Annotated in this window: 26 protein-coding genes and 1 tRNA gene; 13 read left to right on the top strand and 14 right to left on the bottom strand. The window is 67.0% G+C overall.

Annotated features, from left to right (window positions below; all coding sequences use genetic code 11):
• Positions 1 to 59 precede the first annotated feature (59 nt).
• On the bottom strand, positions 60 to 542 hold the full coding sequence (locus ACUWEX_RS04590; protein WP_077053731.1) for a CarD family transcriptional regulator: 483 nt from the start codon (positions 540 to 542) through the stop codon (positions 60 to 62).
• 165 nt (positions 543 to 707) lie between these two features.
• Here ACUWEX_RS04590 and ACUWEX_RS04585 point away from each other — a divergent pair, with 165 nt between their 5' ends.
• On the top strand, positions 708 to 1,211 hold the full coding sequence (locus tag ACUWEX_RS04585) for a hypothetical protein (protein WP_445997252.1): 504 nt from the start codon (positions 708 to 710) through the stop codon (positions 1,209 to 1,211).
• Positions 1,212 to 1,288: 77 nt separating this feature from the next.
• On the opposite strand, the gene ACUWEX_RS04580 is transcribed toward ACUWEX_RS04585, so the two are convergent.
• Positions 1,289 to 1,969, bottom strand: a complete 681-nt coding sequence (locus tag ACUWEX_RS04580) for a response regulator transcription factor (protein ID WP_079727046.1) — start codon at positions 1,967 to 1,969, stop codon at positions 1,289 to 1,291.
• Positions 1,966 to 3,138 carry a sensor histidine kinase gene (locus ACUWEX_RS04575; protein WP_079727045.1) on the bottom strand — a complete coding sequence of 391 codons (1,173 nt, stop codon included), beginning with the start codon at positions 3,136 to 3,138 and terminating at the stop codon, positions 1,966 to 1,968. Before ACUWEX_RS04575 ends, ACUWEX_RS04580 begins: the two co-directional genes overlap by 4 nt.
• Positions 3,139 to 3,303: 165 nt before the next feature.
• Here ACUWEX_RS04575 and phoU point away from each other — a divergent pair, with 165 nt between their 5' ends.
• Positions 3,304 to 3,960, top strand: coding sequence for a phosphate signaling complex protein PhoU (gene phoU / locus ACUWEX_RS04570; RefSeq protein WP_077053735.1), 657 nt, complete (start codon positions 3,304 to 3,306; stop codon positions 3,958 to 3,960).
• A 76-nt stretch (positions 3,961 to 4,036) separates the two neighbouring features.
• Here the strand turns inward: phoU and ACUWEX_RS04565 are convergent, their stop codons facing one another.
• Together ACUWEX_RS04565 and ACUWEX_RS04560 are read right to left on the bottom strand one after the other, a co-directional pair.
• Positions 4,037 to 4,789 carry a phosphoglyceromutase gene (locus tag ACUWEX_RS04565; RefSeq protein WP_079727044.1) on the bottom strand — a complete coding sequence of 251 codons (753 nt, stop codon included), beginning with the start codon at positions 4,787 to 4,789 and terminating at the stop codon, positions 4,037 to 4,039.
• A 9-nt stretch (positions 4,790 to 4,798) separates the two neighbouring features.
• On the bottom strand, positions 4,799 to 5,539 hold the full coding sequence (locus ACUWEX_RS04560) for a LysR family substrate-binding domain-containing protein (RefSeq protein WP_445997251.1): 741 nt from the start codon (positions 5,537 to 5,539) through the stop codon (positions 4,799 to 4,801).
• Between the two features lie 150 nt (positions 5,540 to 5,689).
• Between ACUWEX_RS04560 and ACUWEX_RS04555 the strand changes: the two genes are divergently transcribed.
• A complete protein-coding gene (locus ACUWEX_RS04555; RefSeq protein WP_445997250.1) occupies positions 5,690 to 6,085 on the top strand; it encodes a DUF5997 family protein in 396 nt (131 codons plus the stop codon).
• 28 nt (positions 6,086 to 6,113) lie between these two features.
• Positions 6,114 to 6,926, top strand: coding sequence for a class I SAM-dependent methyltransferase (locus ACUWEX_RS04550; RefSeq protein WP_445997601.1), 813 nt, complete (start codon positions 6,114 to 6,116; stop codon positions 6,924 to 6,926).
• Positions 6,927 to 6,955: 29 nt separating this feature from the next.
• On the opposite strand, the gene ACUWEX_RS04545 is transcribed toward ACUWEX_RS04550, so the two are convergent.
• The 4 genes from ACUWEX_RS04545 to ACUWEX_RS04530 form a co-directional block, all read right to left on the bottom strand.
• A complete protein-coding gene (locus ACUWEX_RS04545) occupies positions 6,956 to 8,011 on the bottom strand; it encodes an FUSC family protein (RefSeq protein WP_234990963.1) in 1,056 nt (351 codons plus the stop codon).
• Between the two features lie 64 nt (positions 8,012 to 8,075).
• Positions 8,076 to 9,323: a CAF17-like 4Fe-4S cluster assembly/insertion protein YgfZ gene (gene ygfZ / locus ACUWEX_RS04540; protein ID WP_445997249.1), complete on the bottom strand. Its 1,248-nt coding sequence runs from the start codon at positions 9,321 to 9,323 to the stop codon at positions 8,076 to 8,078.
• Between the two features lie 5 nt (positions 9,324 to 9,328).
• Positions 9,329 to 9,925 carry an FABP family protein gene (locus tag ACUWEX_RS04535; protein WP_079727040.1) on the bottom strand — a complete coding sequence of 199 codons (597 nt, stop codon included), beginning with the start codon at positions 9,923 to 9,925 and terminating at the stop codon, positions 9,329 to 9,331.
• A gap of 190 nt (positions 9,926 to 10,115) precedes the next feature.
• Entirely contained in the window at positions 10,116 to 10,397 is a 282-nt protein-coding gene (locus tag ACUWEX_RS04530; protein WP_079727039.1) for a hypothetical protein, read from the bottom strand.
• Between the two features lie 160 nt (positions 10,398 to 10,557).
• On the opposite strand from ACUWEX_RS04530, the gene ACUWEX_RS04525 reads away from it, so the two are divergent.
• The 8 genes from ACUWEX_RS04525 to pstB all read left to right on the top strand — a co-directional run bounded on the left by ACUWEX_RS04525 (position 10,558) and on the right by pstB (position 19,649).
• Positions 10,558 to 11,247 carry a winged helix-turn-helix transcriptional regulator gene (locus tag ACUWEX_RS04525; RefSeq protein WP_077054025.1) on the top strand — a complete coding sequence of 230 codons (690 nt, stop codon included), beginning with the start codon at positions 10,558 to 10,560 and terminating at the stop codon, positions 11,245 to 11,247.
• Positions 11,219 to 12,160 carry a mycothiol synthase gene (gene mshD, locus ACUWEX_RS04520; protein ID WP_445997248.1) on the top strand — a complete coding sequence of 314 codons (942 nt, stop codon included), beginning with the start codon at positions 11,219 to 11,221 and terminating at the stop codon, positions 12,158 to 12,160. Before ACUWEX_RS04525 ends, mshD begins: the two co-directional genes overlap by 29 nt.
• A gap of 56 nt (positions 12,161 to 12,216) precedes the next feature.
• Complete coding sequence (locus ACUWEX_RS04515) at positions 12,217 to 14,388, top strand: RNA degradosome polyphosphate kinase (RefSeq protein ID WP_079727037.1); 2,172 nt, start codon at positions 12,217 to 12,219, stop codon at positions 14,386 to 14,388.
• A complete protein-coding gene (locus ACUWEX_RS04510) occupies positions 14,385 to 15,320 on the top strand; it encodes an NUDIX hydrolase (RefSeq protein ID WP_445997247.1) in 936 nt (311 codons plus the stop codon). Before ACUWEX_RS04515 ends, ACUWEX_RS04510 begins: the two co-directional genes overlap by 4 nt.
• Positions 15,321 to 15,512: 192 nt before the next feature.
• The gene (gene pstS / locus ACUWEX_RS04505) at positions 15,513 to 16,607 is read left to right on the top strand and encodes a phosphate ABC transporter substrate-binding protein PstS (protein ID WP_079727035.1); all 1,095 of its coding nucleotides are present in this window, start codon (positions 15,513 to 15,515) and stop codon (positions 16,605 to 16,607) included.
• Positions 16,608 to 16,797: 190 nt separating this feature from the next.
• On the top strand, positions 16,798 to 17,745 hold the full coding sequence (gene pstC / locus ACUWEX_RS04500) for a phosphate ABC transporter permease subunit PstC (RefSeq protein WP_079727034.1): 948 nt from the start codon (positions 16,798 to 16,800) through the stop codon (positions 17,743 to 17,745).
• Entirely contained in the window at positions 17,745 to 18,806 is a 1,062-nt protein-coding gene (gene pstA, locus ACUWEX_RS04495) for a phosphate ABC transporter permease PstA (RefSeq protein ID WP_079727033.1), read from the top strand. Before pstC ends, pstA begins: the two co-directional genes overlap by 1 nt.
• Positions 18,807 to 18,869: 63 nt before the next feature.
• Positions 18,870 to 19,649: a phosphate ABC transporter ATP-binding protein PstB gene (gene pstB / locus ACUWEX_RS04490; RefSeq protein WP_077053749.1), complete on the top strand. Its 780-nt coding sequence runs from the start codon at positions 18,870 to 18,872 to the stop codon at positions 19,647 to 19,649.
• A gap of 238 nt (positions 19,650 to 19,887) precedes the next feature.
• Here the strand turns inward: pstB and ACUWEX_RS04485 are convergent, their stop codons facing one another.
• The 3 genes from ACUWEX_RS04485 to ACUWEX_RS04475 form a co-directional block, all read right to left on the bottom strand.
• Positions 19,888 to 20,928, bottom strand: coding sequence for an anti-sigma factor (locus ACUWEX_RS04485; protein WP_079727032.1), 1,041 nt, complete (start codon positions 20,926 to 20,928; stop codon positions 19,888 to 19,890).
• Positions 20,925 to 21,527 (bottom strand): ECF RNA polymerase sigma factor SigK, encoded by a 603-nt coding sequence (gene sigK, locus ACUWEX_RS04480; protein WP_445997246.1) that lies wholly within the window; start codon positions 21,525 to 21,527, stop codon positions 20,925 to 20,927. The genes ACUWEX_RS04485 and sigK overlap by 4 nt, the downstream gene beginning before the upstream one ends.
• A gap of 582 nt (positions 21,528 to 22,109) precedes the next feature.
• Complete coding sequence (locus tag ACUWEX_RS04475; protein WP_079727030.1) at positions 22,110 to 22,739, bottom strand: DNA-directed RNA polymerase subunit beta; 630 nt, start codon at positions 22,737 to 22,739, stop codon at positions 22,110 to 22,112.
• Between the two features lie 55 nt (positions 22,740 to 22,794).
• Between ACUWEX_RS04475 and ACUWEX_RS04470 the strand changes: the two genes are divergently transcribed.
• Positions 22,795 to 22,870 (top strand) — tRNA-Lys (locus ACUWEX_RS04470).
• 395 nt (positions 22,871 to 23,265) lie between these two features.
• Here ACUWEX_RS04470 and ACUWEX_RS04465 read toward each other — a convergent pair.
• Both ACUWEX_RS04465 and ACUWEX_RS04460 read right to left on the bottom strand, forming a co-directional pair.
• Complete coding sequence (locus ACUWEX_RS04465) at positions 23,266 to 23,616, bottom strand: hypothetical protein (RefSeq protein ID WP_445997245.1); 351 nt, start codon at positions 23,614 to 23,616, stop codon at positions 23,266 to 23,268.
• A 216-nt stretch (positions 23,617 to 23,832) separates the two neighbouring features.
• Positions 23,833 to 24,000 (bottom strand): hypothetical protein, encoded by a 168-nt coding sequence (locus ACUWEX_RS04460; RefSeq protein ID WP_200811484.1) that lies wholly within the window; start codon positions 23,998 to 24,000, stop codon positions 23,833 to 23,835.
• Between the last annotated feature and the right edge of the window lie 51 nt (positions 24,001 to 24,051).

Below are 24,051 nucleotides of genomic sequence, written 5' to 3'. Positions count from 1 at the left end.
TCTAGGGGTGTGCACGACGAATGCCCGCCCCGTCTCCGGAGCGGGCATTCGTTCGAGGGTTAGGACGCGAGGACCTCGTCGAGGACGGTGGAAGCCGCCTCTTCGCTGGACTTCTCGGCGAGCGCGAGCTCGGAGATGAGAATCTGTCGCGCCTTTGCGAGCATGCGCTTCTCACCGGCCGAGAGGCCGCGGTCCTGGTCGCGACGCCACAGGTCGCGGACGACCTCGGAAACCTTGATGACATCGCCGGAGGCGAGCTTCTCGAGGTTGGCCTTGTAGCGGCGGCTCCAGTTGGTGGGCTCTTCGGTGAACGGCGCACGCAGAACCTCGAACACCTTGTCGAGACCCTCTTTGCCGATCACGTCGCGAACGCCGACGAGGTCGACGTTCTCTGCCGGGACCTCGATCACGAGATCACCCTGGGTGACGCGCAGCTTCAGATAAAGCTTCTCTTCCCCCTTGATGACCCTGGTCTTCACTTCGGAAATCGTTGCGGCCCCGTGGTGGGGGTAAACGACGGTTTCGCCAACCTCAAAAAGCATGGATATGTATCCCTTCAGCAACACCCAGGATACCACAGGGCCGCATACACTAAGGTTCGCCTAACCGCCGACTTCGACACGTCGCCACTAGGCTAAACTCGTGAATTGTTCTGCACTCGTGCGTCCCGCGCGCGACTGCCACCCGAGGCTCCGTGGAGGGTTTTTGTGAAGTCGCGTCTCGTCGCATCCGCTGTTCTGGCGGCCACCGTCGTCCTCGGCACGGCGGGTTGCAACCTCGTCGCACCGCAGGCCACCACCGAGATCCAAGATGTCACCGACGGTGTCAGCGGGTCGGTCGGCGATCTGCGCATCCGCAACGCCTTCGTCGTCTCCGACGATGGCAAGGTCGGCAACCTCATCGTCTCGGTCGTCAACCCGGGCGACGGCCCGCACGCCCTCGACATCCAGTTCGGCAAGGGTGCCGGCCGCGTGTCGGGCACCGTGACGGTCGACGGCAACTCGAGCCCCACCTTCGGCGACGAGCAGACCATCACGCTCACGGGCCTCGACGTGGCCCCCGGCGGCCTCGTGCCGATCTTCTTCCAGTACGGCACCGAGACGGGCCTCGAGCTGCTGGTTCCGGTGCTCGACTCCGAGCTGCCCGAATACCAGGACTACGCGCCCTCGAGCAGCATCGAGAACGACCGCCGCTCGGTCATCATCTCCTAGCCGCACACGTTCGACACACGAAGAAGCCCCCGCTCACTGAGCGGGGGCTTCTTCGTTGGCCGTGACGGGCGGCGTGGCTACGCCTCGAAGCGGTAGCCAAGCCCCCGCACGGTCACGAGCATGCGCGGCTCCGACGGGTTCTCCTCGATGCGCGAACGGATGCGCTTGATGTGCACGTCGAGCGTCTTTGTGTCGCCGAAGTAGTCGCTGCCCCAGACGCGGTCGATGAGCTGGCCACGGGTCAACACGCGCCCGGCATTGCGCAGCAGCAGTTCGAGCAACTCGAATTCCTTCAGCGGCATGCCGATCTCCGAGCCGCGCACGGCAACCGTGTGGCGGTCGACATCCATGCGCACTCCCCCGGCCTCGAGGATGGCGTCATCCTCTTCGGGGTCGGTCTGGCGACGGCGCAGCACGGCACGGATGCGGGCCAGCAACTCGCGGCTGGAATAGGGCTTGGTGACGTAATCGTCCGCCCCCAGCTCGAGGCCGACGACGATATCGACCTCGGAGTCCTTCGCGGTGAGCATGATGATGGGCGCCGTCGAGACGTTGCGGATCTGGCGGCACACCTCGGTGCCCGGAATGCCCGGCAGCATCAGGTCGAGCAGCACCAGGTCGGCCTCTTCGGCCAGGAAGGCTTGCACGGCGCTCGGTCCGTCTTCGGCGATCTGCACCTCGTAGCCCTCGCGTTCGAGCAGGTAGGCCAACGGTTCACTGAGGGCGGCTTCGTCCTCGACGAGGAGGATGCGGGTCATCGCGTTTCCTTTCGGATGTCGCCAGAAAGTTCCGGCACAGGTGTCACCTTCGACGCTTCGGGTAAACGGATGGTGAACGTGGAGCCGTGATCGACCTGCGACCAGACGCGCACATCGCCGCCGTGGTTCTGCACCGTGTGTTTGACGATGGCGAGCCCGAGGCCCGTTCCGCCCGTGTGACGGGAGCGCGCCTCATCCACGCGGAAGAAGCGCTCGAAGACCCGCTCGCGGTCCTCTTCGGGGATGCCGACGCCTTGGTCGGTGACCGAGACCTCGACGGCGTCATCCGCGTGACGCAGGCCAACACCCACGCGCGAACCGGCGGGCGAATAGTGGATGGCGTTGGAGATGAGGTTGTGCACCGCGACCACGAGCAGTGCCTCGTCGCCATAGACGTAGGCGTCTTTGGCGCTCTTCGCGACGAGCGTGACACCCGTCGCGTCGGCGGCCACGCGGTTGCGGTCGACGGCGGCGGCCACGACGCGCTCGAGGTCGACGAGGGTGGGCTGGTGCAGGGCATCCGCCGACTGCAGCCGAGAGAGGTCGATGATCTCGGCGGTGATCTTGGAGAGACGCTGCGCCTCGGCGCTCAGCCGGGCCGCGAACTTGCGCACCTGCACGGGATCGTCGGAGGCCGGCTCCAACGCCTCGGCCAGCAGACTCACGGCCCCGATCGGCGTCTTCAGCTCGTGAGAGATGTTCGCGATGAAGTCGCGGCGCACCTCGTCGAGGCGCACGGCCTCGGTGTGGTCCTCGGCGAGGAGCACGATGTAGCGGGTGCCGAGACGCGCACCGCGCACCTGCAGGTGGCGCACGGCATCCCCGAACCGGCCCTTGCTGACATCGACATCGGCGACCGCGGGTTCACCCGTTCCGCGCACCCGCGTGGCCAATTCGTCGAGCTCGGGATGCGCGAGCCGCCCGTCCCACACCAACCCGAGCGCCAGGGCACCCGGCGACGCCTTCACGACATTGCCGGACGGATCGAGCACGATGCCGGCACTCTCGAGCACGTCGAGCACCTGGCTCACGCCATCCGGAACCGTGGGGGCCACGACGTCGGCGACCTGCCGCCCACGCTGCGCCGCATAGTGAATCAGGTACATCAACCCGGCTCCGATGGCGAGGCCGAGCGCCAGCGAGACGAGCACCAACCAGTGGGACTCCATAGGACTAGATTAGAGGCACGCCATCCGGCCGGGCATTCCCGAGCAGCCTGGAGGGCGGTCCCGACCAGGGCATTTGGGGCGCCGTTCAGGCAGGCGGCACCAAACGTTAACCTTGGACCGGCACGCTGATGACAAAACGGTGTCATCGCAGAAAAAGGAGTTGCCATGCGCGAAGTCTTCCAACTGGAACTGGAAGAGGTGCAGGACCGGCTCGTCGCGATCTCAGAACTGGTCAGCATCTCGATCGATAACGCCACGCAGGCGTTCAATAACTCGAACGTGGCTCTCGCCGAGCGCGTCATCGAAGACGATCACCGCATCGACGAGCTGGCCATCGCCCTCGACGAGCTGGCGATCAACATCTTGGCGCGGCAGCAGCCCGTGGCCCGCGACCTGCGCATCGTCGTGAGCGCCCTGCGCATCAGCGCCTCGCTCGAGCGCATGGGTGACATGGCCGAGCACATCGCTCAGCTCGCCCGCTACCGCTTCCCTGAGAAGGCCGTGCCCAAGGGCCTGCGGTCCACGTTCGCCGAGATGGGTCGCCTCGATGTCGAGATCGCCCGCAAGCTGACCGACCTGCTGCGCACGGAAGATGTGAAGCTGGCCGAGGAGATCCGCAACGAAGACGACAAGGTCGACGAGCTGCACGTCAGCGTCTTCGACAAGGTCCTCGGCGAGACCTGGAAGGGTGAGCCCGTCGCCACCGTCGACGCCACCCTCGCCTCGCGTTACCACGAGCGTTTCGCCGACCACGCCGTGTCGATCGCCAAGAAGGTGCAATACCTGGCGACCGGCGACTGGCAGCAGCCGCTCGAGGCGTAAGCACCTCACGCTCACCGACGAAGGCCCCCCGGATTTCTCCGAGGGGCCTTCGTCATGCGTGCTGTGTGCCTGCGAACTACTTCTTGTTGCCCTGCGCGGCCACGGCGGCGGCACCGGCGGCGGCGGCCTCGGGGTCGAGGTAGGCGGCCGGCTCTACGGGGCGGAAGTCGGCGTCGAGCTTGTAGACGAGCGGGATACCCGTCGGGATGTTGAGCTCGGCGATGTCCTCGTCGGAGATGCCATCGAGGTGCTTCACGAGGGCGCGCAGCGAGTTGCCGTGCGCCGTGACCAGGACGGTCTTACCCGCGGCCAGGTCACCCGTGATGTCGGAGTGCCAGTAGGGCAGCATGCGGTCGATGACGTCTTTCAGGCATTCGGTGGCGGGGATGTCACCGTCGATGCCCACGTAGCGGGGGTCGTTGGCCTGCGAGTACTGGTCGTCGGCGTCGATGGGGGGCGGCGGCACGTCGAACGAGCGGCGCCAGGTCTGGAACTGCTCGGGGCCGTACTCGGCGAGCGTCTGCGCCTTGTCTTTGCCCTGCAGCGCGCCGTAGTGGCGCTCGTTGAGGCGCCAGGTGCGCTTCACGGGGATCCACAGGCGGTCGGCCGTGTCGAGGGCCAGGTCGGCGGTCTGGATGGCGCGGCTCAGCACCGAGGTGTAGAGGATGTCGGGGGTGAGACCCGATTCCTTCAGCAGCTCGCCCGCGCGCTTGGCTTCGGCGACACCCTGTTCGCTCAGGCGCACGTCGACCCAACCGGTGAACAGGTTCTTCTGGTTCCAGTCACTGTTTCCGTGACGGAGGAGGATGAGAGTGTAAGGCTCGGACATGCCTCCACTCTACCGGCGGCGACCCTTTCCGCGGCCCCGGGCGGCCGAGCCTTTGTGGGGCCTGTTTCCGCCGAGCGGCGCGTTCTTCTTCGAGGCGGCGCGCTTGCGATTGTTCTCGGCGGCCTTCTTCTCGGCGGCCTTGCGATCGGATTCCTTCTTGCCGGCGGCCTTGCGGGCGCTGGCCTCGCGGTCGGCATCTGACATCCCGTCGCGCGAGCTGTGGGCGGTGCGGCCGCGCACGATTCCCACGAAGGTCTGAATCTCGTCGCTCGCCCGTGAGCGCGGCCAGGCCAGCGCGATGGTGGTGGATGCTGCGCCGTCGAGCGGCACGGCGGCGACGTCCTTGCGGGCAAACAGTCGGGCTACCGATTGCGGCAGGACGGCGTACCCGCTGCCGGCGGCGACGACCTCCACGACATCCGAGTAGTGAGAGCCGGGCTCACGCTCGGGCATGTCCTCGGGGTAGTCGAGATCGGCCACGAGGGTCTCGTCGGCCAGGTCGTCCAGGCTGAGACGGGCGGCCTCGGCGAAGGCGTGCTCCTTGGGGAGGACCACGAACGGGAGCTCCTCGTAGAGCGAGATGAGGTGGAACGCATCGGGGTCGTCGATCGGCAGACGCAGCAGCACGACATCCGCACCGCCGTCTTGCCCCACGATCTCGGTCTGCTGCGCCTCGTCGACACGCACCAACTCGAGGGGCACGTTCGTGTGCCGCTCGTTCCAGACCCTGACCCACTTGGTGGGGGTCACGCCCGGCACATAGGCCACCCGAAAACGGATGTCTGCGCCAGCGGCTGGTGTCTCGCTACCTTCGGCCTGCGGCTGCATGGTTCGCCCTCCTGATGAGTGCTCCACTTTACCCAGGTTGGGGCGACGCGCCCGGCAGAGTAGCCTGGAGCCGTGAGTAGCGACAAAGAACAGACCATGAAACCGTCGACGGCGGCTAAGAAGCTCGGCATCTATCTGCCGGCCGCGCCCGAAGACTTCCGTGAGGGTCTGGTCACGCGCGCCCAGCTGAACGACCTGATCGAGAACCCGCCCGAGTGGCTCGTGCAGCTGCGCCTCATGGGGCCGCACCCGCGTGACATCGTCGCCCGCAAGCTGGGCATCTCGATCTCGGGCCTCGCGCGCTCGGGCACCGATGACGTGCTCACCACCGAGGACATCCAGGAGATGCTGCAGTCGCCGCCCGAGTGGCTGGTGCGCGAGCGCCAGGTGCAGGCCGACGTGCGCGCCGAGAACAAGCGCGTCAAAGACCGCGACGCCGAGCGCGCCGCCCGTCACGCCGCCGAATAGTCGGCCCTAGCCCCACACGGTGAGCGTCATGCCCATCGGCACCATCACCCGAGGAACGACGAACACCAATCGGCTTCGTCGTGTCGACCGGTACTTACAGGTCGCCCCCGCCTTGCGCGACGCCACCGACCCGCTCGTCGTCGACCTCGGCTACGGGCACAGCGCGAGCACGAGCCTCGAGTTGCAGCATCGCCTGCGCCGGGTGCGCCCCGACGTCGAGGTGCTGGGGCTCGAGATCGACCCGGCGCGTGTCGCCCTGGCGACCCGTCAGCTCGAGGCCGTGCAGCGGGGTGAGAGCCACTTTCGGCCAGACGCGGCCGTGTCTTTTGCGCGGGGTGGCTTCGAGGTTCCGACCCCCGCCGGGCGTCGGCCCGCGATCATCCGTGCGTTCAATGTGCTGCGGCAATACGACGAAGGTCAGGTTGCGGATGCCTGGGCGCTCATGACGTCTCGCCTGCAACCCGGCGGGCTGCTGGTCGAGGGCACGTGCGACGAGATCGGCCGTATCTCGAGCTGGGTGGATGTCGGAGCCGACGGCCCTCTGGCGTTCACGATCTCGCTGCGGCTGCGCGGGCTCGAGCGACCCTCGGTGGTGGCCGAGCGTCTGCCGAAGGCGCTCATCCACCGCAATGTCGAGGGCGAGCGCGTGCATGATCTGCTCCTCGACCTCGATCGGTTCTGGCAGTACAACGCCGCGCTCGATGTGCATAGCCCCGTGCAACGCTGGGTGGCCACCGTTTCGGGGCTGCGGAATGCCGGCTGGCCCGTGCTCGGGCGTGCCAGGCGCTGGCGGCTCGGCGAGGTCACGGTTCCGTGGTCGGCAGTCGCACCGCGCGACTGAATGTCGACTGCGCGCGTTCTCGGATGGGCTCAGAGCGGCGGAAGCAACTCGCGCGCCTCGGTCACCGGAACGCCTGAAGCCGCGAGCAGGTCGACGACCAGCGGGCGCAGCAGCAGGACCATGTTCTGCTCGGTGACGGGCGCCCCGGGCATGGCCTCGGCCGGGTCGAGGTGTCGGGCGAGCTGCCGGAAGGTCTGTTGCGCGACAGGAAGCTGCGAGATGTCGTCGATCGACTGCCCGAGCACCGCCACGCCGACGAGCACGCGCGAGAGCAAGTCGGCAAGGGCCGGTCGAGGTTCGCCGTCGACGATGAGGTAGTCGATGCGCCGCGTGACGACGCGCAGGTTGCGGGTGGCGAGGTCCATGCCGGACTGCAGCGTGCGCTGGCTCTCGAGCTGCCCGAGGTAGCGGCGCAGGAACGGCGAGATGCGCGCGATGGCGATGGCGGATTCGAGCGAACCGCGCCAATCGTCGACGACCGGCTGCGTGGCTCGCGCCCGCGCCAGGGCTCGATCGGCTTCACCCTGGTCGGCCAGGTGCAGCACCGACACGAGGCTCGTGAGCACTCCCCCGAATTCGTGGAACAGGCGGCGCGCGTCGCGCCGTGCGACGCGTCGCGGGTCACGCGGGATGAGTGCCGTGGCGAGCAGGGCGACGGCGCCACCGATGAGGCCGTCGACCGTGCGAATGAAGGGGCCGCCGGGCGGTGCCGCGATCAACATGACGAGCACGGCCTGCACGCCCGCGGCGATGGCGAAGGCGGCCGAGCCGGAGAGGAATCGGGCCACCATGAGGCTGAGGAACAGGGCGACGCCGAGCTGCCAGAGACCCTGCCCGAAGCCCAGGAGCAGGAGCTCGGCGAGCGCGATGCCGACCGACATGCCGACGGCGGTTTCGAGCACGCGGATGGGGCGGGCATCCCGCACGAAGCCGAGGCTCGACACCGTGACGGTGACGGCGAGAAGCGGAACCGGATGACCCAGGCCGTAGTGGGCGATGGCGTAGGCCGCGACGGCCGCGACCGTGATCTGCAGGCCGGCGGGAAGCGAGGAGACGAGGCGCTGCCACGCCAGGTCGAGACGCACGTGGCGATTCACGTACCGTGCCCAGCGCCCGGGCGCCGGCGGCTGCCCGCTCATCGACGACCGCTCAGCGCTTGACGGCGCCGAGCCTCGGCAGCCGCGGGATATCTGCGACGGCTCCGGCGTCAGAGGGGACGATCACTTCTTGTGCGGCCGCGATGCTCGTGTCGTCGGCGAACACGACGAGCGGGGCATCCGGTTTCACACCGCGTTTGATGACGGCGAGCGCGACCGGGCCGAGCTCGTAGTGCATGGTCGATGACGTGATCGCGCCCACGTCGAGCCACTCGCCCTGGCGCTCGGCCCGCACGATGGAACCGGGCGCGGGGAGCACGGATTCGGACCCGTCGAGGTGCAGCAGCACGAGGCGACGCGGCGGGTGCCCGAGGTTGTGCACCTTGGCGACCGTCTCTTGCCCGCGGTAGCAGCCCTTGCTGAGGTGCACGGCCGAGCGTAGCCAGTCGAGCTCGTGCGGGATGCTGCGCTCGTCGACCTCGCTCGCGAAACGCGGACGCCAGGCGACGATGCGCAGCGCCTCGGCGGCGAGGCTGCCGGCGGCGGGGAAACGTGTGGCGATCTCGGGGAGCTCGGCACGCGGGACGAGCACCTCGGCCCAGGGAAGATGTTCGCCCGGGTGGTCGCCCTGGGCGTATTGGTGGCCGCCGCGTGTCACGCCCGTCCACGGGTCGCGCCACACGAGGGGGACACCATTGGGGTCGGCGATAGGCAGGCTGGAGTCGTTGCCAACACTGGCCCGGTCGTTGTCTTCGGCGACGTTATTGTCTGAGGCGATGTCATTGTCGCCGCCCTCGGCGCTGACCGCGAGGAAACGGTCGCCGACGACGCCGATCGTCGCGAATTCGGCCGTGCGGTCTTCGGGCTCGACGCGCAGCATGAAGCGCATGCGTGTGAGCCACGCGAGCACCGGTTCGGCTTCGGACGCTTCGACGAGCAGCCAGGCCGTGACACCGTCGTCGATCAGCTTGGCGGCGTGCTCGACGCGTCCGTTCTGGTCGAGGAACAGCGTTTCGGTGGCTTCGCCGGGGGCGAGCCGCGTGAGGTCTTGGCTCGTGATCGAGTTGAGCCAGGACAGGCGGTCGGGGCCCGTGACGGAGAGCACGCCGCGCGACGACAGGTCGACGATGGCATTGCCGGCCTCGAGCGTGCGCTGCTCGATGGTGGGATTGCCGTAGTGCGAGGGAACGCCCTGGTCGCCCGCGCCCTCGAGGAGGACGGCCGCGTTGAGCGCGAAGAACGGGGAGCTGCGGTCGGGCTCGGCGGGCTGTGGCTCCACCGGCGAGAGATCGTCGGACATCGGGTTTAGTCGACTTTGCCGAGTCGACCGGACGCGTGCGTGCGCAGGTCTTGTCCGAGCGCCGCGATGTCCCAGGCCCAGAGCAGGTGGTTGTCGACGAGACCGTAGAGACGGGTCGCCGCCGCGTACTCCTTGGCACCGGCCGTGCGCATCACGGCATCCGTCGACAGGTCGACCCGGGGGCCCTTGACCTGACCGAGATAGAGCTCGGAGACACCACCGGGGTGCACCACCGAGACCTGCAGGTCGAAACCGCCGTCATCGTTGCGCAGGGATTCGACGGACTCGGCGTCGGCGAAGGGGCGCGGACCGGTGCCCGGCAACATGGCCGGCCCGGGATCGCCCTCACCCAGCGCGCGATTGAGGCGCCAATAACCCGATTCGGCCACGAGGGGCGTGCGCTCGTCGTCGAGCAACCAGGTATAGGAGTTGTAGTTCAGGTAGGGAAGGCCGTCGTGGCTGAAGCTCACGCGCTGACCGAATTCTCGGCTCACCGATTCTTCGCCGACCTTGTAGTCGATGACGCCGGTGCCCTCCCAGACTCCGATCAACCACGACAAAGGAACGAGCTCGGCCGGAAGGTCGGTGGGGATTTCGATCATGTGCGGAGGGCTCCGATCAGCGCTGGCCGCGGAAGAGGTTGTAGAGCACCACGACCGAAACCCAGCCGATGGCGAGGCTGGCGAGACCGAGGAGACCCACGTAGAAGAGTTCGAGTGCGAGCATGCGATAAGTCTAGCCGAGGCATCCGACATGGCCAGAGAGCACGGCCAGAAACACCCGACGCGGGGGCTAGATGTAAAGGAGCGTGAAAATGCCCGCCGCGATCGACAGGATGATGAGAGCCCCGGCAACGCTGGCCGACACCCGCGCGATGAAACCGGTCTTCTCGGTCGTGCCCAGCTGGATGCAGAAGGTGAGCAGCGCGCAGGCGGCGAGCGCCAACGCCAACCACGAGAACCGCAGGGCCGGGTCGACGAGGACTCCGACCACGATCGCCAAGACGACGGCGGCGACCCACACGCTGACGATTCCACGCCAGGCGCGTTTCGGGGTGAGGGTCATGTCGCTCATGCATCCATCTTGCCGGAGTCCCGCTCCGGTTGCAGCCGAACCGACCCGGGAAAGCCCTTCGCGGCGCTCTGCGGATGAGCAAAAGGCCTGAGCGGCCCTCGGATCGGTGCGCCCCGCGCGTGTCGCTAAGATACATACAGCTATCACTGGAGGAACCCGCGTGGCGCAACTGTTGATCCTGACCTCTCAGGTCAACCACGACGTATTGCCGTCGTTGGGGCTTCTGAGTCACCGAGTGCGCCAAATACCCGCCGAACCGGCACAGCTGGTGAATGCGCCCAACGCTGACATCATCATGGTCGATGCGCGCCGTGACCTCGCCGGCGCCAAGTCGCTGTGCAAGATCCTGACGACGACCGGCATCGGTGTTCCCCTCCTCCTCATCCTCACCGAGGGCGGGCTCACGGCCGTCAGCGCCGACTGGGGTGCGGATGACGTCATCCTCGACTCTGCCGGCCCCGCCGAGGTCGATGCGCGCATCCGTCTGGCCATCGGGCGGCAGGCGCAGGAGCACACCGCCACCAAGATCCAGACCTCCGGTGTCGTCATCGACGAGGCCAGCTACTCGGCCAAGGTGCAGGGCAAACCGCTCGACCTCACGTTCAAAGAGTTCGAGTTGCTGCGATTCTTCGCCACGCACCCGTCTCGGGTGTTCACGCGCGAGCAGCTGCTCAGCGAGGTGTGGGGGTACGACTACTTCGGCGGCACACGCACGGTCGACGTGCACGTGCGACGCCTGCGCGCCAAGCTCGGCGATCTCGAGCAGCTGATCGGCACCGTGCGCAACGTCGGCTACCGCTTCAACGTGTACGAGGAAGACGATGCGCCGACTGACGCTGCGCGTTCATAACCTGACCGACCCCGATGTGGCCGACGTGTTCTGGCGCATGGTGCGCCGGGCCGAGGCCGTCGACGGGCAGCCGCCGTTCAACGATCAGGCCCTGGTCGACGTGCGGGCGGGCAGTCGCACCCTGATCGCACTCGTCGAGCCGAACGACGATGAACCCGGCGACACCATCATCGGCGCCGCCATCCTGGGGCAGGGCGAGCTCGATCTCGTGCTCGATCCCGAGTGGCGGGGCGTCGGCTTCGGCGGCGCGGCCCTGACAGGACTCTTGGGGAGCGCCTCGCCGCACCTCACCGCGTGGTCGCATGGCGATCATCCGGCCGCGCGCGCTCTGGCGGAGTCGCATGGGTTCAATCGCGTGCGCACCCTGCTGCAGTTGCGCATGCCGCTCGGTGATGGGGGTGCTGCCGCTCCTGACTCTGCATCCGCATCCGCATCCGCATCCGCATCCGATAGTGTCACTATCCGCTCGTTCGACGCCGACACGGATGCCGAAGCATGGGTCGCCCTCAATGCACGGATTTTCGCCCACCATCCCGAGCAGGGAAAGATGACGGTGGCCGACCTCGCGGCGCGCCAAGGCGAGGACTGGTTCGACGCCGGCGATTTCCTGCTTGCCGTCGACGAAGGTGGCGAACTGATCGGCTACAACTGGCTCAAGGTCGAGGATGACCTGGGCGAGATCTATGTGCTGGGCGTCTCGCCCGACGCTGCCGGCCGTGGCCTCGGGCGCACGCTGACGAATGCGGGGCTGGCCCGCCTGCGCGACCGCGGGGTGTCGACGGCCGCGCTCTACGTCGAAGCCGACAACGAGCCCGCCGTGCGCCTCTACCGCTCGGTCGGATTCGCCGACCACACCATCGACGTCCAATACCGTCGCAAAAGTTCTCCACAGACGACTTCTGCACAGGTTTAATCGTCCGTTCACCGACACCGTCGCGAGCCGGGTGCGCGCGGTGCAATGATGTTCAGATGGCAGCAATAGACGTAGTGAACGACGCGGGTCTCGGCGACGACGACGACTTCGACGAGGCAATCGAGACCGACGACCCGGCGCTGCCCGAGGGCCGCTACCTCGACCGCGAGATCAGCTGGCTCGCGTTCAACCAGCGCGTGCTCGAGCTGGCCGAAGACGAGACCATCCCGGTGCTCGAGCGCACCAACTTCCTCGCCATCTTCGCCACCAACCTCGACGAGTTCTTCATGGTGCGCGTGGCCGGGCTCAAGCGCCGCATCCTCACGGGGCTGGCCGTCGCCAGCAACGTCGGGCGCGCGCCATCCGACATCCTGAGCGATATCTCGGGCACCGCTCACGACCTGCAAAACCGGCACGCCGCCGCGTGGGAGAACCTCGTGCGCCCTGCCCTGGCCGAGGCCGGCATCACGATCGTCGACTGGTCGAGCCTCGACGAGGGTGACCGCTCCCGCCTCACCGAGTACTTCCAGCAGCAGGTGTTCCCCGTGCTCATGCCGCTCGCGGTCGACCCGGCGCACCCGTTCCCCTATATCTCCGGCCTGTCGCTCAACCTGTCGGTGCGCGTGCGCAACTCGCGTTCCGGTCGCCAAGAGTTCGCGCGCCTCAAGGTGCCGCAGATGCTGCCGCGCTTCGTGCCCGTCGAGCTCGTGGCCGGTTCGGGCGCCATCCGCTTCATCGCCCTCGAAGACCTGATCGCCAACCACCTGGGCGACCTGTTCCCCGGCATGGAGGTGCTCGAGCACCACGTGTTCCGCGTCACCCGCAACGAAGACGTCGAGATCGAAGAAGACGAGAGCGAAAACCTCATCCAGGCGCTCGAGAAAGAGCTGCTGCGCCGCCGCTTCGGCCCGCCCATCCGCCTCGAGATCACCGAAGACATGGATGATGTCACGCTCGGCCTACTCGTCCGCGAACTCGACATCACCGAACAAGAGGTCTACCGCCTGCCGGCGCCCCTCGACCTCGGCGGACTGTTCTCGTTCTCCGACCTCGACCGCCCGCAGTTGCGCTACCCCAAGCGGCTCCCCACCACCGCCCTGCAGTTGCAGCCGTCCGAACCCAACGGCAAGGCCGATATCTTCCAGGCCGTGTCCGAGCGCGATGTGCTCGTTCACCACCCCTACGAGTCCTTTGCCACGAGCGTGCAGGCGTTCCTCGAGCAGGCGGCCGCCGACCCCAACGTTCTGGCCATCAAGCAGACGCTCTACCGCACCTCGGGCGACTCCCCCATCGTCGAGGCCCTCATCGACGCGGCCGAAGCCGGCAAGCAGGTTTTGGCACTCGTCGAGATCAAGGCCCGATTCGACGAGCAGGCGAACATCTCGTGGGCTCGCAAGCTCGAGAAGGCCGGCGTACACGTGGTCTACGGGCTCGTCGGGTTGAAGACGCACTGCAAGCTCGCACTCGTCATCCGCCAGGAGAACGGGCGCCTGCGGCACTACAGCCACATCGGCACGGGAAACTACAACCCGAAGACCAGCCGCATCTATGAAGACCTCGGCCTGTTCACCGCCGACGATCAGGTGGGCAAAGACCTCACGCGACTGTTCAACGAGCTCAGCGGCTATGCCATCGAGAAGAAGTTCAAGCGCCTCCTCGTGGCACCCCTGCACCTGCGCAAGGGCCTGCTCAAGCGCATCGAGCAGGAGCGTCGCAACGCCGAGGCCGGCAAGCCCAGCGGCATCCGCATCAAAATGAACTCGATCGTCGACGAGGCCATCATCGACGGCCTCTACCGCGCCAGCCAGGCCGGTGTGCCGATCGACATCTGGGTGCGCGGCATCTGCAGCCTCAAGCCGGGGCAGGCCGGGCTCAGCGAGACCATCCGCGTGCGATCGATCCTCGGCCGCTACCTTGAGCACTCGCGCATCTTCTCGTTCCACAACGACGGAGACCCGCAGGTGTTCATCGGCAGCGCCGACATGATGCACCGCAACCTCGACCGACGCGTCGAAGCCCTCGTGCGCCTCACCGACCCGGGCCATCTCGCCGAGATCGAGCAGCTCTTCGATATGGCCGTCGATGACAAGACGTCGTCGTGGCATCTCGAATCCGAGGGAACATGGACGCGACACAGCGTCGATGAGGCGGGCCAACCGCTCACCGACCTGCAGGATTGGCTCATGGTGAAAACGAGCCGCAAGCGCCGCGCCCGGGTTCGACGATGACGGGCGCCGTCTACGCCGCCGGTGCCGTGTGCTGGCGATACGTCGACGGCAAACCGATGATCCTGCTGATCCACCGCACCGCTTACGCCGATGTGACCCTGCCGAAGGGCAAGGTCGACCCCGGCGAGTCTCTGCCCGAGACCGCCGTGCGCGAGATCGAAGAAGAGACCGGTCTCGCCGTGCACCTCGGGGTGCCCCTCGGCATCACGCGGTACGCGCTGCGCAGCGGCCGAGAGAAGGTCGTGCACTATTGGGCCGCGCAGGTGTCGGACGACGCCATCCGCCGGTCCACCTTCGCACCCAACCACGAAATCGCCGCGCTCGAATGGGTCACGCTCAAGAAGGCCAAGAGCTACCTCACCTACGAGCACGACAGCGAGATCGTGCGCACGTTCGAGAGCCTGCTCGACGACGGCGTCTCCGAAACCTTCGCGCTCATCGCGCTGCGCCACGGCAAAGCCGAACCGCTCGCGGCCAGCGACGGCGGCGACGAAGACCGGCGCCTCACGCCGCGCGGCCTCAAGCAGGCCGCATCCATCGTGGGGCCGTTGCGCGCCTTCGGGGTGCGGCGCATCATCACGAGCACGGCCGTGCGCTGCGCGACGACGGTCGCACCGCTCGCCGCCGCCACGGGCATCGCGCCGAAACGCACCGAGCTGATCAGTCAACGCGCGCACGAAGAGGGAACGGGCGACGTGCGCCACGTGGTCGGCAAACGCGTCCGCAGCGGCAAGACGGCCGTGTTATGCAGCCACGGACCCGTGTTGCCCGAGATCATCCGTGAGATCGCGTTGGCCACGGGAAGCATCCCCGGTTCCTATCTGAGCGAGGCGGCCGCGCTCGAGACCGCCGCCTTCTCTGTCGTGCACCTGAGCGCCACCAACCCGGCGTCCGGCATCGTCACGATCGAAACGCACGTTCCGCGCGTCTGAGTTCGCGGCCTCGTTCTCGGCGCGAACCCGAAAACCCCGGAAACACGCGGATCGTCGCGTTCGGCCAGGCACGAAGTTGACCGGTCGTTTACCGTCCGTTTACCGGGCTGAGGGAGTCTCGTTAAAGCAGCCGCTTAGCGTGACCATCGAGCCTGCACCGGCTCGTCCTCACACATAACGAATGGAATCTACGTGAAGCTCTCGAAGCTCGGACGCATCGCGGCCGTCGCCGCGGTCGCCACCATCGCTCTCACCTCGTGCGCCTCGAACGAAGGCGGCACCGCGCCGGACTCCTCCAGCAGCGCCTCCAGCCTCTCCGGCGAACTCGTCGGCATCGGCGCCAGCAGCCAGGGCAGCGCCCAGGAAGCTTGGATCGCCGGATTCCAGAAAGCCAACCCCGAAGTCACGGTCAACTACGACCCCCAGGGCTCCGGCGCCGGCCGCGAAAGCTTCATCAGCGGCGCATCCGCCTTCGCCGGTTCCGACTCCGCCCTGAGTGACGACGAACTCGCCGGCACCTTCGCCGGTTGCGCGACGGACAGCAAGGCCATCGACATCCCCGTCTACATCTCCCCCATCGCCGTGATCTTCAACGTCGAGGGCGTCGACGAGCTCAACCTCGACTCGGCCACGCTCGCCAAGATCTTCAAGGGCGACATCACCACCTGGAACGACCCGGCCATCGTCGCGCTGAACCCCGACGCGAAGCTGCCCGCCGGCAACATCACGGCCGTCCACCGCTCGGACGACTCGGGCACCACCAAGAACTTCGCCGACTACCTCAACAAGACGGCTCCCGACGTGTGGACCGAGAAGCCGGCCGACCCGTTCCCCTACAACACGGGTGAAGGCGCACAGGGCACCACCGGTGTCGTCGACGCCGTCAAGAACGGTTCGGGCACCATCGGTTACGCCGACGCCTCGCGCGCCGGTGACCTCGGTGTCGCCAAGATCAAGGTCGGCGAAGAGTTCGTCGGCTACACGGCCGATGCCGCTGCCGCCGTCGTCGCCGAGTCGCCCGCCGTCGAAGGCCGCGCCGACAACGACATCGCGATCGCCCTCGACCGCAAGACCACCGACCCGACCCACTACCCGCTGGTTCTCGTCTCCTACGCCATCGCTTGCGACAGCTACGAAGACGCCGACCAGTCCGCACTCGTGAAGGCCTACCTCGGCTACATCACGAGCGAAGAGGGCCAGAAGGTCGCCGCCGACTCCGCCGGCTCGGCTCCCCTGTCCTCCGACCTGACCGAGAAGGTCACCTCGGCCATCGACAGCATCAAGTAACACCCCCTGTGCTCCCCTCGCCTGCCACACCGGCACGCGGGGGGAGCACACAGGCGTTTCCGGCGCCGAACGCTCCACCGCAGCATCCGCACCACCTGAATCACCCGCTCCATCCGCTCCACCCGCTCTCTCCGATACACCGCACGATCCCCGCATCGCCCACCCGACACCTACGTGAGGTCACCTGCAGATGACGACACCGACGCTCGACCGGAAGAAGGACGCACCCGTCGTGCGCACCGGTGACCGCCTCTTCCGCGGCAGCACGCTGACCGCCGGCATCCTCATCCTCGTCACCCTCGCCGCCGTCGCCATCTTCCTCGTCGCCGAGTCCATCCCGGCGTTCACCGAGGACCCGGCCAAGATCAAGGGCTCACCGTCGAGCTTCTGGGCCTACGTCGGACCGCTCGTCTTCGGCACCATCTGGGTCGCCTTCATCGCGCTGCTGATCGCCGTGCCGCTCTCGATCGGCGTCGCCCTCTTCATCACGCACTACGCGCCCCGCCGCCTGGCCCAGACCCTCGGCTACGTCGTCGACCTGCTCGCGGCCGTGCCCAGCGTGGTCTACGGCCTGTGGGGCATCTCGGTGCTCGCGCCGGCCGTGCAGCCCATCTACTCCTGGCTCACCGACAACTTCGGCTGGCTGCCCTTCTTCGCCGCCCCCGTCTCGGGCACCGGCCGCACCGTTCTGACCGTCGGTATCGTGCTCGCCGTCATGGTGCTCCCCATCATCACCGCGCTCTCCCGCGAGATCTTCCTGCAGACCCCCAAGCTGCACGAAGAGGCCGCGCTGGCCCTCGGCGCCACCCGCTGGGAGATGATCCGTATCGCCGTGCTGCCCTTCGGCCGCCCCGGCATCGTCTCGGCCTCGATGCTCGGCCTCGGACGCGCCCTCGGCGAGACCATGGCCGTCGCCATGATCCTCTCCCCCGGTGCCTTCATCACCTGGGCGCTCACGCAGTCGCAGAACACCAACACGATCGCCGCCAACATCGCGCTCAACTTCCCCGAGTCGCACGGCCTCGACGTCAGCGTCTTGATCGCGACCGGCCTCATCCTCTTCGTCATCACCTTCGGCGTGAACTTCATCGCACGCGCCATCGTCGACCGCCGCAAGGCCTTCTCGGGAGCGAACTAATGGTTGCCACCACCGGAACGTCACTTCCCTCCACCCTGACGGCGGGCAAACTGCCGAAGATGGTGCCGCTGTACGTGCTCCTCGGAGCCCTCGCCGTGGTCACCCTCGTCTTCGTGCTCATGGGCGCCCCGAACGTCGCCGGGATTCTCGTGGTCGGCGTCATCGTCTACGGCGTCGCCCTCTACGTGCTCTCCCTCGCCATCGAAGGATCGCGTAAGGCGAAAGACCGCCTCGTCACGATTCTCGTCGTCTCGGCGTTCCTCCTGGCGCTCATCCCGCTGATCTCCGTGGCCGTCACGACCGCCATCAACGGTGCCGCCCGCTTCGACGTGCCGTTCTTCACCGAATCGATGCGCAACGTCGTCGGCGCCGGCGGTGGCGCCCTGCACGCCATCACGGGCACGCTGCTCATCACACTCGCCACGGCGATCATCTCGATCCCCATCGGCATCCTGACGGCCATCTACCTGGTCGAATACGGGCGCGGCGCGCTCGCCCGCGGCATCACGTTCCTCGTGGACGTCATGACCGGCATCCCCTCGATCGTCGCCGGTCTGTTCGCCTACGCGCTGCTCTCGCTGTTCCTCGGCCCCGGCATCCGCCTCGGCATCGGTGGCGCCATCGCGCTGTCGGTCCTCATGATCCCCGTGGTCGTGCGCTCCACCGAAGAAATGCTGAAACTCGTCCCCAACGAGCTGCGCGAGGCCTCGCTGGCCCTCGGTGTGCCGAAGTACCTCACCATCATCAAGGTCGTGCTGCCGACATCCATGGCCGGAATCATCACCGGCTCGATGATCGCCGTGGCCCGCGTCATCGGCGAGACGGCGCCCCTTCTGCTCATCGCCGGTTACACGCAGAGCATGAACTACGACCTGTTCAGCGGCCGCATGATGACGCTCCCCGTGTTCGTGTACAACCAGTACGCGATCCAGGGCGTCGACTCGCAGGCCTACACCGACCGCGCCTGGACCGGTGCACTCGCCCTCATCCTCATCGTCATGGCGCTGAACCTCATCGCGCGCCTCGTGGCCAAGATCTTCTCGCCGAAGATCGCCCGCTAGCCGGCCACCCCACCATCCCGCAATCCACACACTCCTCGAACCGAACCCGAAGAAACGAGCCCCGTGTCTAAGCGCATCGAAGTCAAAGACCTCAACGTCTACTACTCCAACTTCCTCGCCGTCGAAGGCGTGGGCCTGACCATCGAACCGCGCACCGTCACGGCATTCATCGGCCCGTCCGGATGCGGCAAGTCCACGTTCCTGCGCACGCTCAACCGCATGCACGAGGTCATCCCGGGCGCCCGCGTCGAGGGCGAAGTGCTCATCGACGGCGACAACCTCTACGGACCGGGCGTCGACCCCGTGCTCGTGCGCCGCCAGGTGGGCATGGTGTTCCAGCGCCCCAACCCGTTCCCCACGATGTCCATTCGCGACAACGTGCTCGCCGGCGTGAAGCTCAACAACCGCAAGATGTCGCGCTCCGACGCCGACGACGTGGTAGAGCGTTCGCTGCAGGGCGCCAACCTGTGGAACGAGGTCAAGGACCGCCTCGAGAAGCCCGGCTCCGGCCTCTCGGGCGGACAGCAGCAGCGTCTCTGCATCGCCCGCGCCATCGCCGTGCAGCCCGACGTGCTGCTCATGGACGAGCCCTGCTCGGCTCTCGACCCGATCTCGACGCTCGCCATCGAGGACCTCATCGAGCAGCTCAAGAACGAGTACACGATTGTCATCGTGACCCACAACATGCAGCAGGCCTCGCGCGTCTCGGACCGCACGGCCTTCTTCAACATCGCCGGAACGGGCAAGCCCGGCAAGCTCATCGAATACGACGACACCAACACCATCTTCACGCAGCCGTCCGTGCAGGCGACCGAAGACTACGTGTCGGGTCGCTTCGGATAAATCTTCGGCTCGCGCTGAGCGGATGCCGTCGTCCCCCTCGTGAGGGCGGCGGCATTCGTCGTTCGTGGCCGTGCCGACAGGGCGCCACCGAGCACGCCGCTCGTGCCCCGCGCCGTTCGGCAAGAAGGGATGCGCAGCCGTGAACGAGAAATGCCGCCTCCCGGGGGGGGGAAGCGGCATTCTCAGAGCGTAAGTTTGCGCGCTCGTGCTCTCGTGCGGCGCCAGCTCGCGGTGGCAACTAGGCCGTGGGGATCGCGATCACGGGTTGGGTGGTCGGCTGCTTCGAGCCGCCCGCCGGTTCGACCGTCACGCCGACCGTTGCGCCGGCGGTCATCTCGCCGTCGAGCACCGAGTAGGTGTGGCCGGAGTCGGGGATGGTGAAGAGACCGGCCGATATCGGCGAACCCTCGCCGTCGATGTACCAGAGCTCGTAGACCTTGTCGTCAGGCAACTGCTCGAGTCCGTTGACGAGCAACACCGACTGGCCGATGTTCTCGGACCAGACGAGCGTGGCGGTCGACGACTCGCCACCGTCGTCATTGGCCGTCAACGGCACCGTCGAGCGCTGCACGTCGGGCTGGGCGTTGATAGATGCGAGCGCCAGCGCCTGCTGCACCTGGTTCCCGTTGTTTAGCATGCCCGTGAGGGAGCTGGCGCCGAGGAAGACGGCGACGACGGCGGCCGCTGCCGCGAGGAACGCGACGGGCTTCTGGAACCAGCGCGCCTGCGCCTTCGACTGTGCGGACGAGGCGGGCCGTGCGGCGGTGGGACGCGACGCGGTCGAGCCCGATGCCCCCGACTGCCCGGCGGCCTGAGCGGACGTCGAGCGACCCTCCGGGGCAGACTGCGGCGAACCGGCAGCGTGCAGCGGACGGACGGGAGCGATTGCGGCATTGTCGGGGGCCGAGTCGGTGGCTGCGGCATCCGATGCCTGGACGACCTGCGGAGTCACAGCCGAGCCGTCGCTCTCGCGTTTCTGCGCCGACGAGGAGACCTGCTGGGCAGAACCGTCGGCCGGCGCGTCTTCGGGAGCGATGGCGGGGAGCTGCGGCGTGACGGCGATGAGCGCCATCAGATTGGACTTGAGCGCCGGCGTCGGCTGCACCTCGAGGGAGGCGAGACCCAGGCGGGCCGCGGTGTCTTCGAGTTGCGTGGCCTCGGTGCGCGCTTCTTCGCGCTGGGCGAGGTACTCCTCGTAGCGGTGTGCGTCATCGGCGTTCAGCGCGCCGAGGGCGTAGGCCCCCGCCAGGAGGGAAAGGTCGTTGTCGTTGTCGGTCATGAGGCCACCCCCAATTCATCTCGTAGTCGGATCATCCCGTCACGCAGACGGGTCTTGACGGTGCCGAGCGGCACGCTGAGGATCTCAGCCACTTCGCTCTGGCTGTATCCCCCGTAGTACGCCAGCGTGACCGCTTGACGTTGGAGTTCGGTGAGACGGGTCAAAGCCGTCTTCACTTTTGCATGTTCGATACTGATCTCCGCCTGTTCGGCGACCTGGTCGTACGCGGTGTCGATGTCGCGGATGCCGATCTTCACGTCTCGATCGCGCCCGGCCTGTGAGGCTCGAACCCGGTCGATGGCGCGGCGGTGAGCAATCGTCATCATCCAGGATGTCGCAGCACCCCGGCCTTCTTCGTACCGCGTCGCCGTCTGCCAGATCTCCAAGAAAACTTCTTGGGCAACCTCTTCGGATTGGGCGCTGTCGATGAGCACGCGCCGGATCAAACCCAGAACGCGCGGAGCGAGCATGTCGTACAGCTCGGAGAACGCGGCTTGATCGCCGCGCGCCACCCGAGCAAGCAGCTCTTCCGCGGAAGAACGTGAGACGAGATCGAAACTCTCGTCAGACTCTGAAGGTGGGGCCACAGTGTCTAGCATCTCAGGTCCATCCTCCTTCCGCACATCGACAGGCGGTGGGGAGCAGCTCCGCCAGGTACCGCTCCCCACCTTGGGGGGTGAGGGACAATCACCCCCGATGCTGTCGCGCTGAGAACGAATCCTCAGGCGACTCCCTCCGTGACGTCGGCCAGCGACGGTGGAACACCGTTCACGCGGCGCGCACACGGATGGGGGCTCGTGACCGATCGACGGAGCGCGACGCGGGCTGCGTCGGTCACTCGCTTTACGTGCTTCGATCGGGTCATGCAAGGGGTTCGGCGCACGGCGCGGATCGGATTGGTCGGATCTGGGAAATATCCGAGATCGGCTGGCAATCAGCCGGGCGACCTGCCACGCGGCACCGTCAGAGGCGAACGGATGCCTGCAGAGACGAGAAATGCCGGGCCGCAGAACGCCTCTCGGCGCGAGGCCGCTCAGAGCGGCGAATATTGGAGCCCGGGGTTACTGCGGCCCGGCGAGAAACAACTCTAACAAAATCCGGCGGGGCCGGAGCGGTGTTCGCGGTGAGCGAGTGCCACGCCGTGGACGCTTGACAGTCGCGCGGCGCGGAGGGTGCCTCCGTCAGTCGAGCGACTCGGAACGCCACAGCTTCGCACCGCTCGCAAGGTCTGTGGCGAGATGGGAGAGGCGCGACGCACGGGTGGTGAGAACCGTCGCGCGCTCGGGCTCGGTGGGCTCGGAATCATCCGCGACGCTTGCGCAGCCGGCCGAGGACACCCGACAGAATGCGGCGGCCCGTTCGAGCGCGACGGCGAAATCGCCCGTGTAGACGCCGCGCAGGATCTCGTCGGCCAGGACCGTGATCTCGTCGGGACCCGTGGGCATGGACGCGCCGGCGACGACCGGGTCGATCGAATCGATGACCTCGGTGCCCCGCTGGAAGAAGAAGCTCGACGACGTGGGGTCTTGTCGGATCATGAGGCGCAGCAGATAGATGCGCCACAGCACGCCCGGCAGCGTGCGCGGAAGCGCGCGGGACCAGAGCTCGGCGATGGCATCGATACCGTGCTGGTCGGTGTAGGCGATGAGGCGTTCGACCGTCTCACCGTCGGGGTCGGCGCGCACCCGAGCCAGCAGGGCGTGGGCGGTTTCGTGGGCGACACGGCTCGTCACGGCGGGATCGACGCCGCCCTGCATCCCCTCGAACACGAAGCCCGGCACCTTCACGGGCTTGTGGAATTCCTCTGACATGGTTCTCCCCTCGTGTTCGAAGCACTCCCTGGAACACGGTAAGTTATTACGTGTTGGGCCTGTAGCTCAGTTGGTAGAGCATCGGACTTTTAATCCGCGGGTCGTGGGTTCGAGCCCCACCGGGCCCACCACGAAAACAGCCGGTCGAGAATGAATATTCCGAACCGGCTTTTTTCATGCCCGCTGTGCTGCGGCGCCCGCGACAGGTGGGGGTGTGTGGGCAGGGGGCGCTGTGTCAGTACGACGTGGTCATGTACTTGTCGAAGCACTCGTCGCTGCAGCAGAGCATGCCGCGTCGGGGGACACGCTTGCGGCAGCGGGCACACTTCATGCCGGCATCATGGCGCAGCCAGGACGCTATTCTCTGGATCGAGGGCGTGGGCATGACATCAGTTTATGTCCTCCTTTTGGTGGACAAGGGGGGTATCCCCTCCAAATGGGGGTTTACCCCAGTTCTGGGGAACGCGGGGACCTGCCCCAGTATGGATGACGCGCGAGACTCTCGGCAGGGTCTTCCACCCGATCCCTACATCGACTCGAGGCCGTCTTCGTCGTAGAACTGGCGTTCGCCGCCCGATCGGTCGAGGTAAGCGACCGCGCGCGGGCGGGCGAGAGCGTCAGCTCGACGGTTGAGACTGGAGATGGCTGCCGACGTATCCGGATCTTCGATGTCGGAGGTTTCGGGCATGCTGACCAGTTCGCTGGCCGGCCCGATGACCAGTTGCACGGGCACCATGTCGCCACGATCACCGACAGCCGGTATTTCGACGGTTTCCGCTTTCTGTTTCAGGCCCAGCGCGGCCACGAAACGAAGAAGCGCGTCCGCGACGCCGTCTGTCGTCAGGAATGAGACACCTGCATACGAGACTCGTTTCATGTCCCCAGTGTCTGTGGCGCTCCTGCGAGGGACAAGGGGTTGCGATCCCAGAGGGCCAGGAGTACCGGGGGTCTCAGTAGGAGTACGGAGAGATACCGAGATCGGGCGGGCCGTGGCGTGCGACCTGCGGCGGAGATGACGAAGGAGGAGACCCGTAGGTCTCCTCCTTCGTGCGCGGGCTGTGTTGTCGCGGCCCGCGTTGGCGTGTGGGTGCCTCTAGCGCGCGGAACGGCTGTTGAGGAAGTGCACCGGGATGGCGATCGCGAGCGAGACGGCGACGATGCCGGCGAAGAAGACGAGGCCCTGGAAGCTGGTGAGGGTGATGGCGAGACCGAACAGGTACATGCCACCGACGAAGAGGATGATTGCGAGAACGAAAGCCATGCAAGCATTCTAGCCGTGCCGGCGGGGTGTCGATACGCTCGGCCGGCGTCG

The sequence above is a fragment of the Okibacterium fritillariae genome (assembly GCF_052783725.1).
The sequence above is the reverse complement of the archived record's forward strand: the minus strand, read 5'-3'. Positions and strand labels throughout refer to the sequence as shown.

Coding starts and splice junctions, on each gene's coding strand:
- ACUWEX_RS04590 (WP_077053731.1), bottom strand. CDS start 542: ATGCTTTTTGAGGTTGGCGAAACCGTCGTTTACCCCCACCACGGGGCC.
- ACUWEX_RS04580 (WP_079727046.1), bottom strand. CDS start 1,969: ATGACCCGCATCCTCCTCGTCGAGGACGAAGCCGCCCTCAGTGAACCG.
- ACUWEX_RS04575 (WP_079727045.1), bottom strand. CDS start 3,138: ATGGAGTCCCACTGGTTGGTGCTCGTCTCGCTGGCGCTCGGCCTCGCC.
- phoU (WP_077053735.1), top strand. CDS start 3,304: ATGCGCGAAGTCTTCCAACTGGAACTGGAAGAGGTGCAGGACCGGCTC.
- ACUWEX_RS04565 (WP_079727044.1), bottom strand. CDS start 4,789: ATGTCCGAGCCTTACACTCTCATCCTCCTCCGTCACGGAAACAGTGAC.
- ACUWEX_RS04550 (WP_445997601.1), top strand. CDS start 6,114: ATGCCCATCGGCACCATCACCCGAGGAACGACGAACACCAATCGGCTT.
- ygfZ (WP_445997249.1), bottom strand. CDS start 9,323: ATGTCCGACGATCTCTCGCCGGTGGAGCCACAGCCCGCCGAGCCCGAC.
- ACUWEX_RS04535 (WP_079727040.1), bottom strand. CDS start 9,925: ATGATCGAAATCCCCACCGACCTTCCGGCCGAGCTCGTTCCTTTGTCG.
- ACUWEX_RS04530 (WP_079727039.1), bottom strand. CDS start 10,397: ATGAGCGACATGACCCTCACCCCGAAACGCGCCTGGCGTGGAATCGTC.
- mshD (WP_445997248.1), top strand. CDS start 11,219: ATGCGCCGACTGACGCTGCGCGTTCATAACCTGACCGACCCCGATGTG.
- ACUWEX_RS04515 (WP_079727037.1), top strand. CDS start 12,217: ATGGCAGCAATAGACGTAGTGAACGACGCGGGTCTCGGCGACGACGAC.
- ACUWEX_RS04510 (WP_445997247.1), top strand. CDS start 14,385: ATGACGGGCGCCGTCTACGCCGCCGGTGCCGTGTGCTGGCGATACGTC.
- pstC (WP_079727034.1), top strand. CDS start 16,798: ATGACGACACCGACGCTCGACCGGAAGAAGGACGCACCCGTCGTGCGC.
- pstA (WP_079727033.1), top strand. CDS start 17,745: ATGGTTGCCACCACCGGAACGTCACTTCCCTCCACCCTGACGGCGGGC.
- ACUWEX_RS04485 (WP_079727032.1), bottom strand. CDS start 20,928: ATGACCGACAACGACAACGACCTTTCCCTCCTGGCGGGGGCCTACGCC.
- sigK (WP_445997246.1), bottom strand. CDS start 21,527: ATGCTAGACACTGTGGCCCCACCTTCAGAGTCTGACGAGAGTTTCGAT.
- ACUWEX_RS04475 (WP_079727030.1), bottom strand. CDS start 22,739: ATGTCAGAGGAATTCCACAAGCCCGTGAAGGTGCCGGGCTTCGTGTTC.
- ACUWEX_RS04465 (WP_445997245.1), bottom strand. CDS start 23,616: ATGAAACGAGTCTCGTATGCAGGTGTCTCATTCCTGACGACAGACGGC.
- ACUWEX_RS04460 (WP_200811484.1), bottom strand. CDS start 24,000: ATGGCTTTCGTTCTCGCAATCATCCTCTTCGTCGGTGGCATGTACCTG.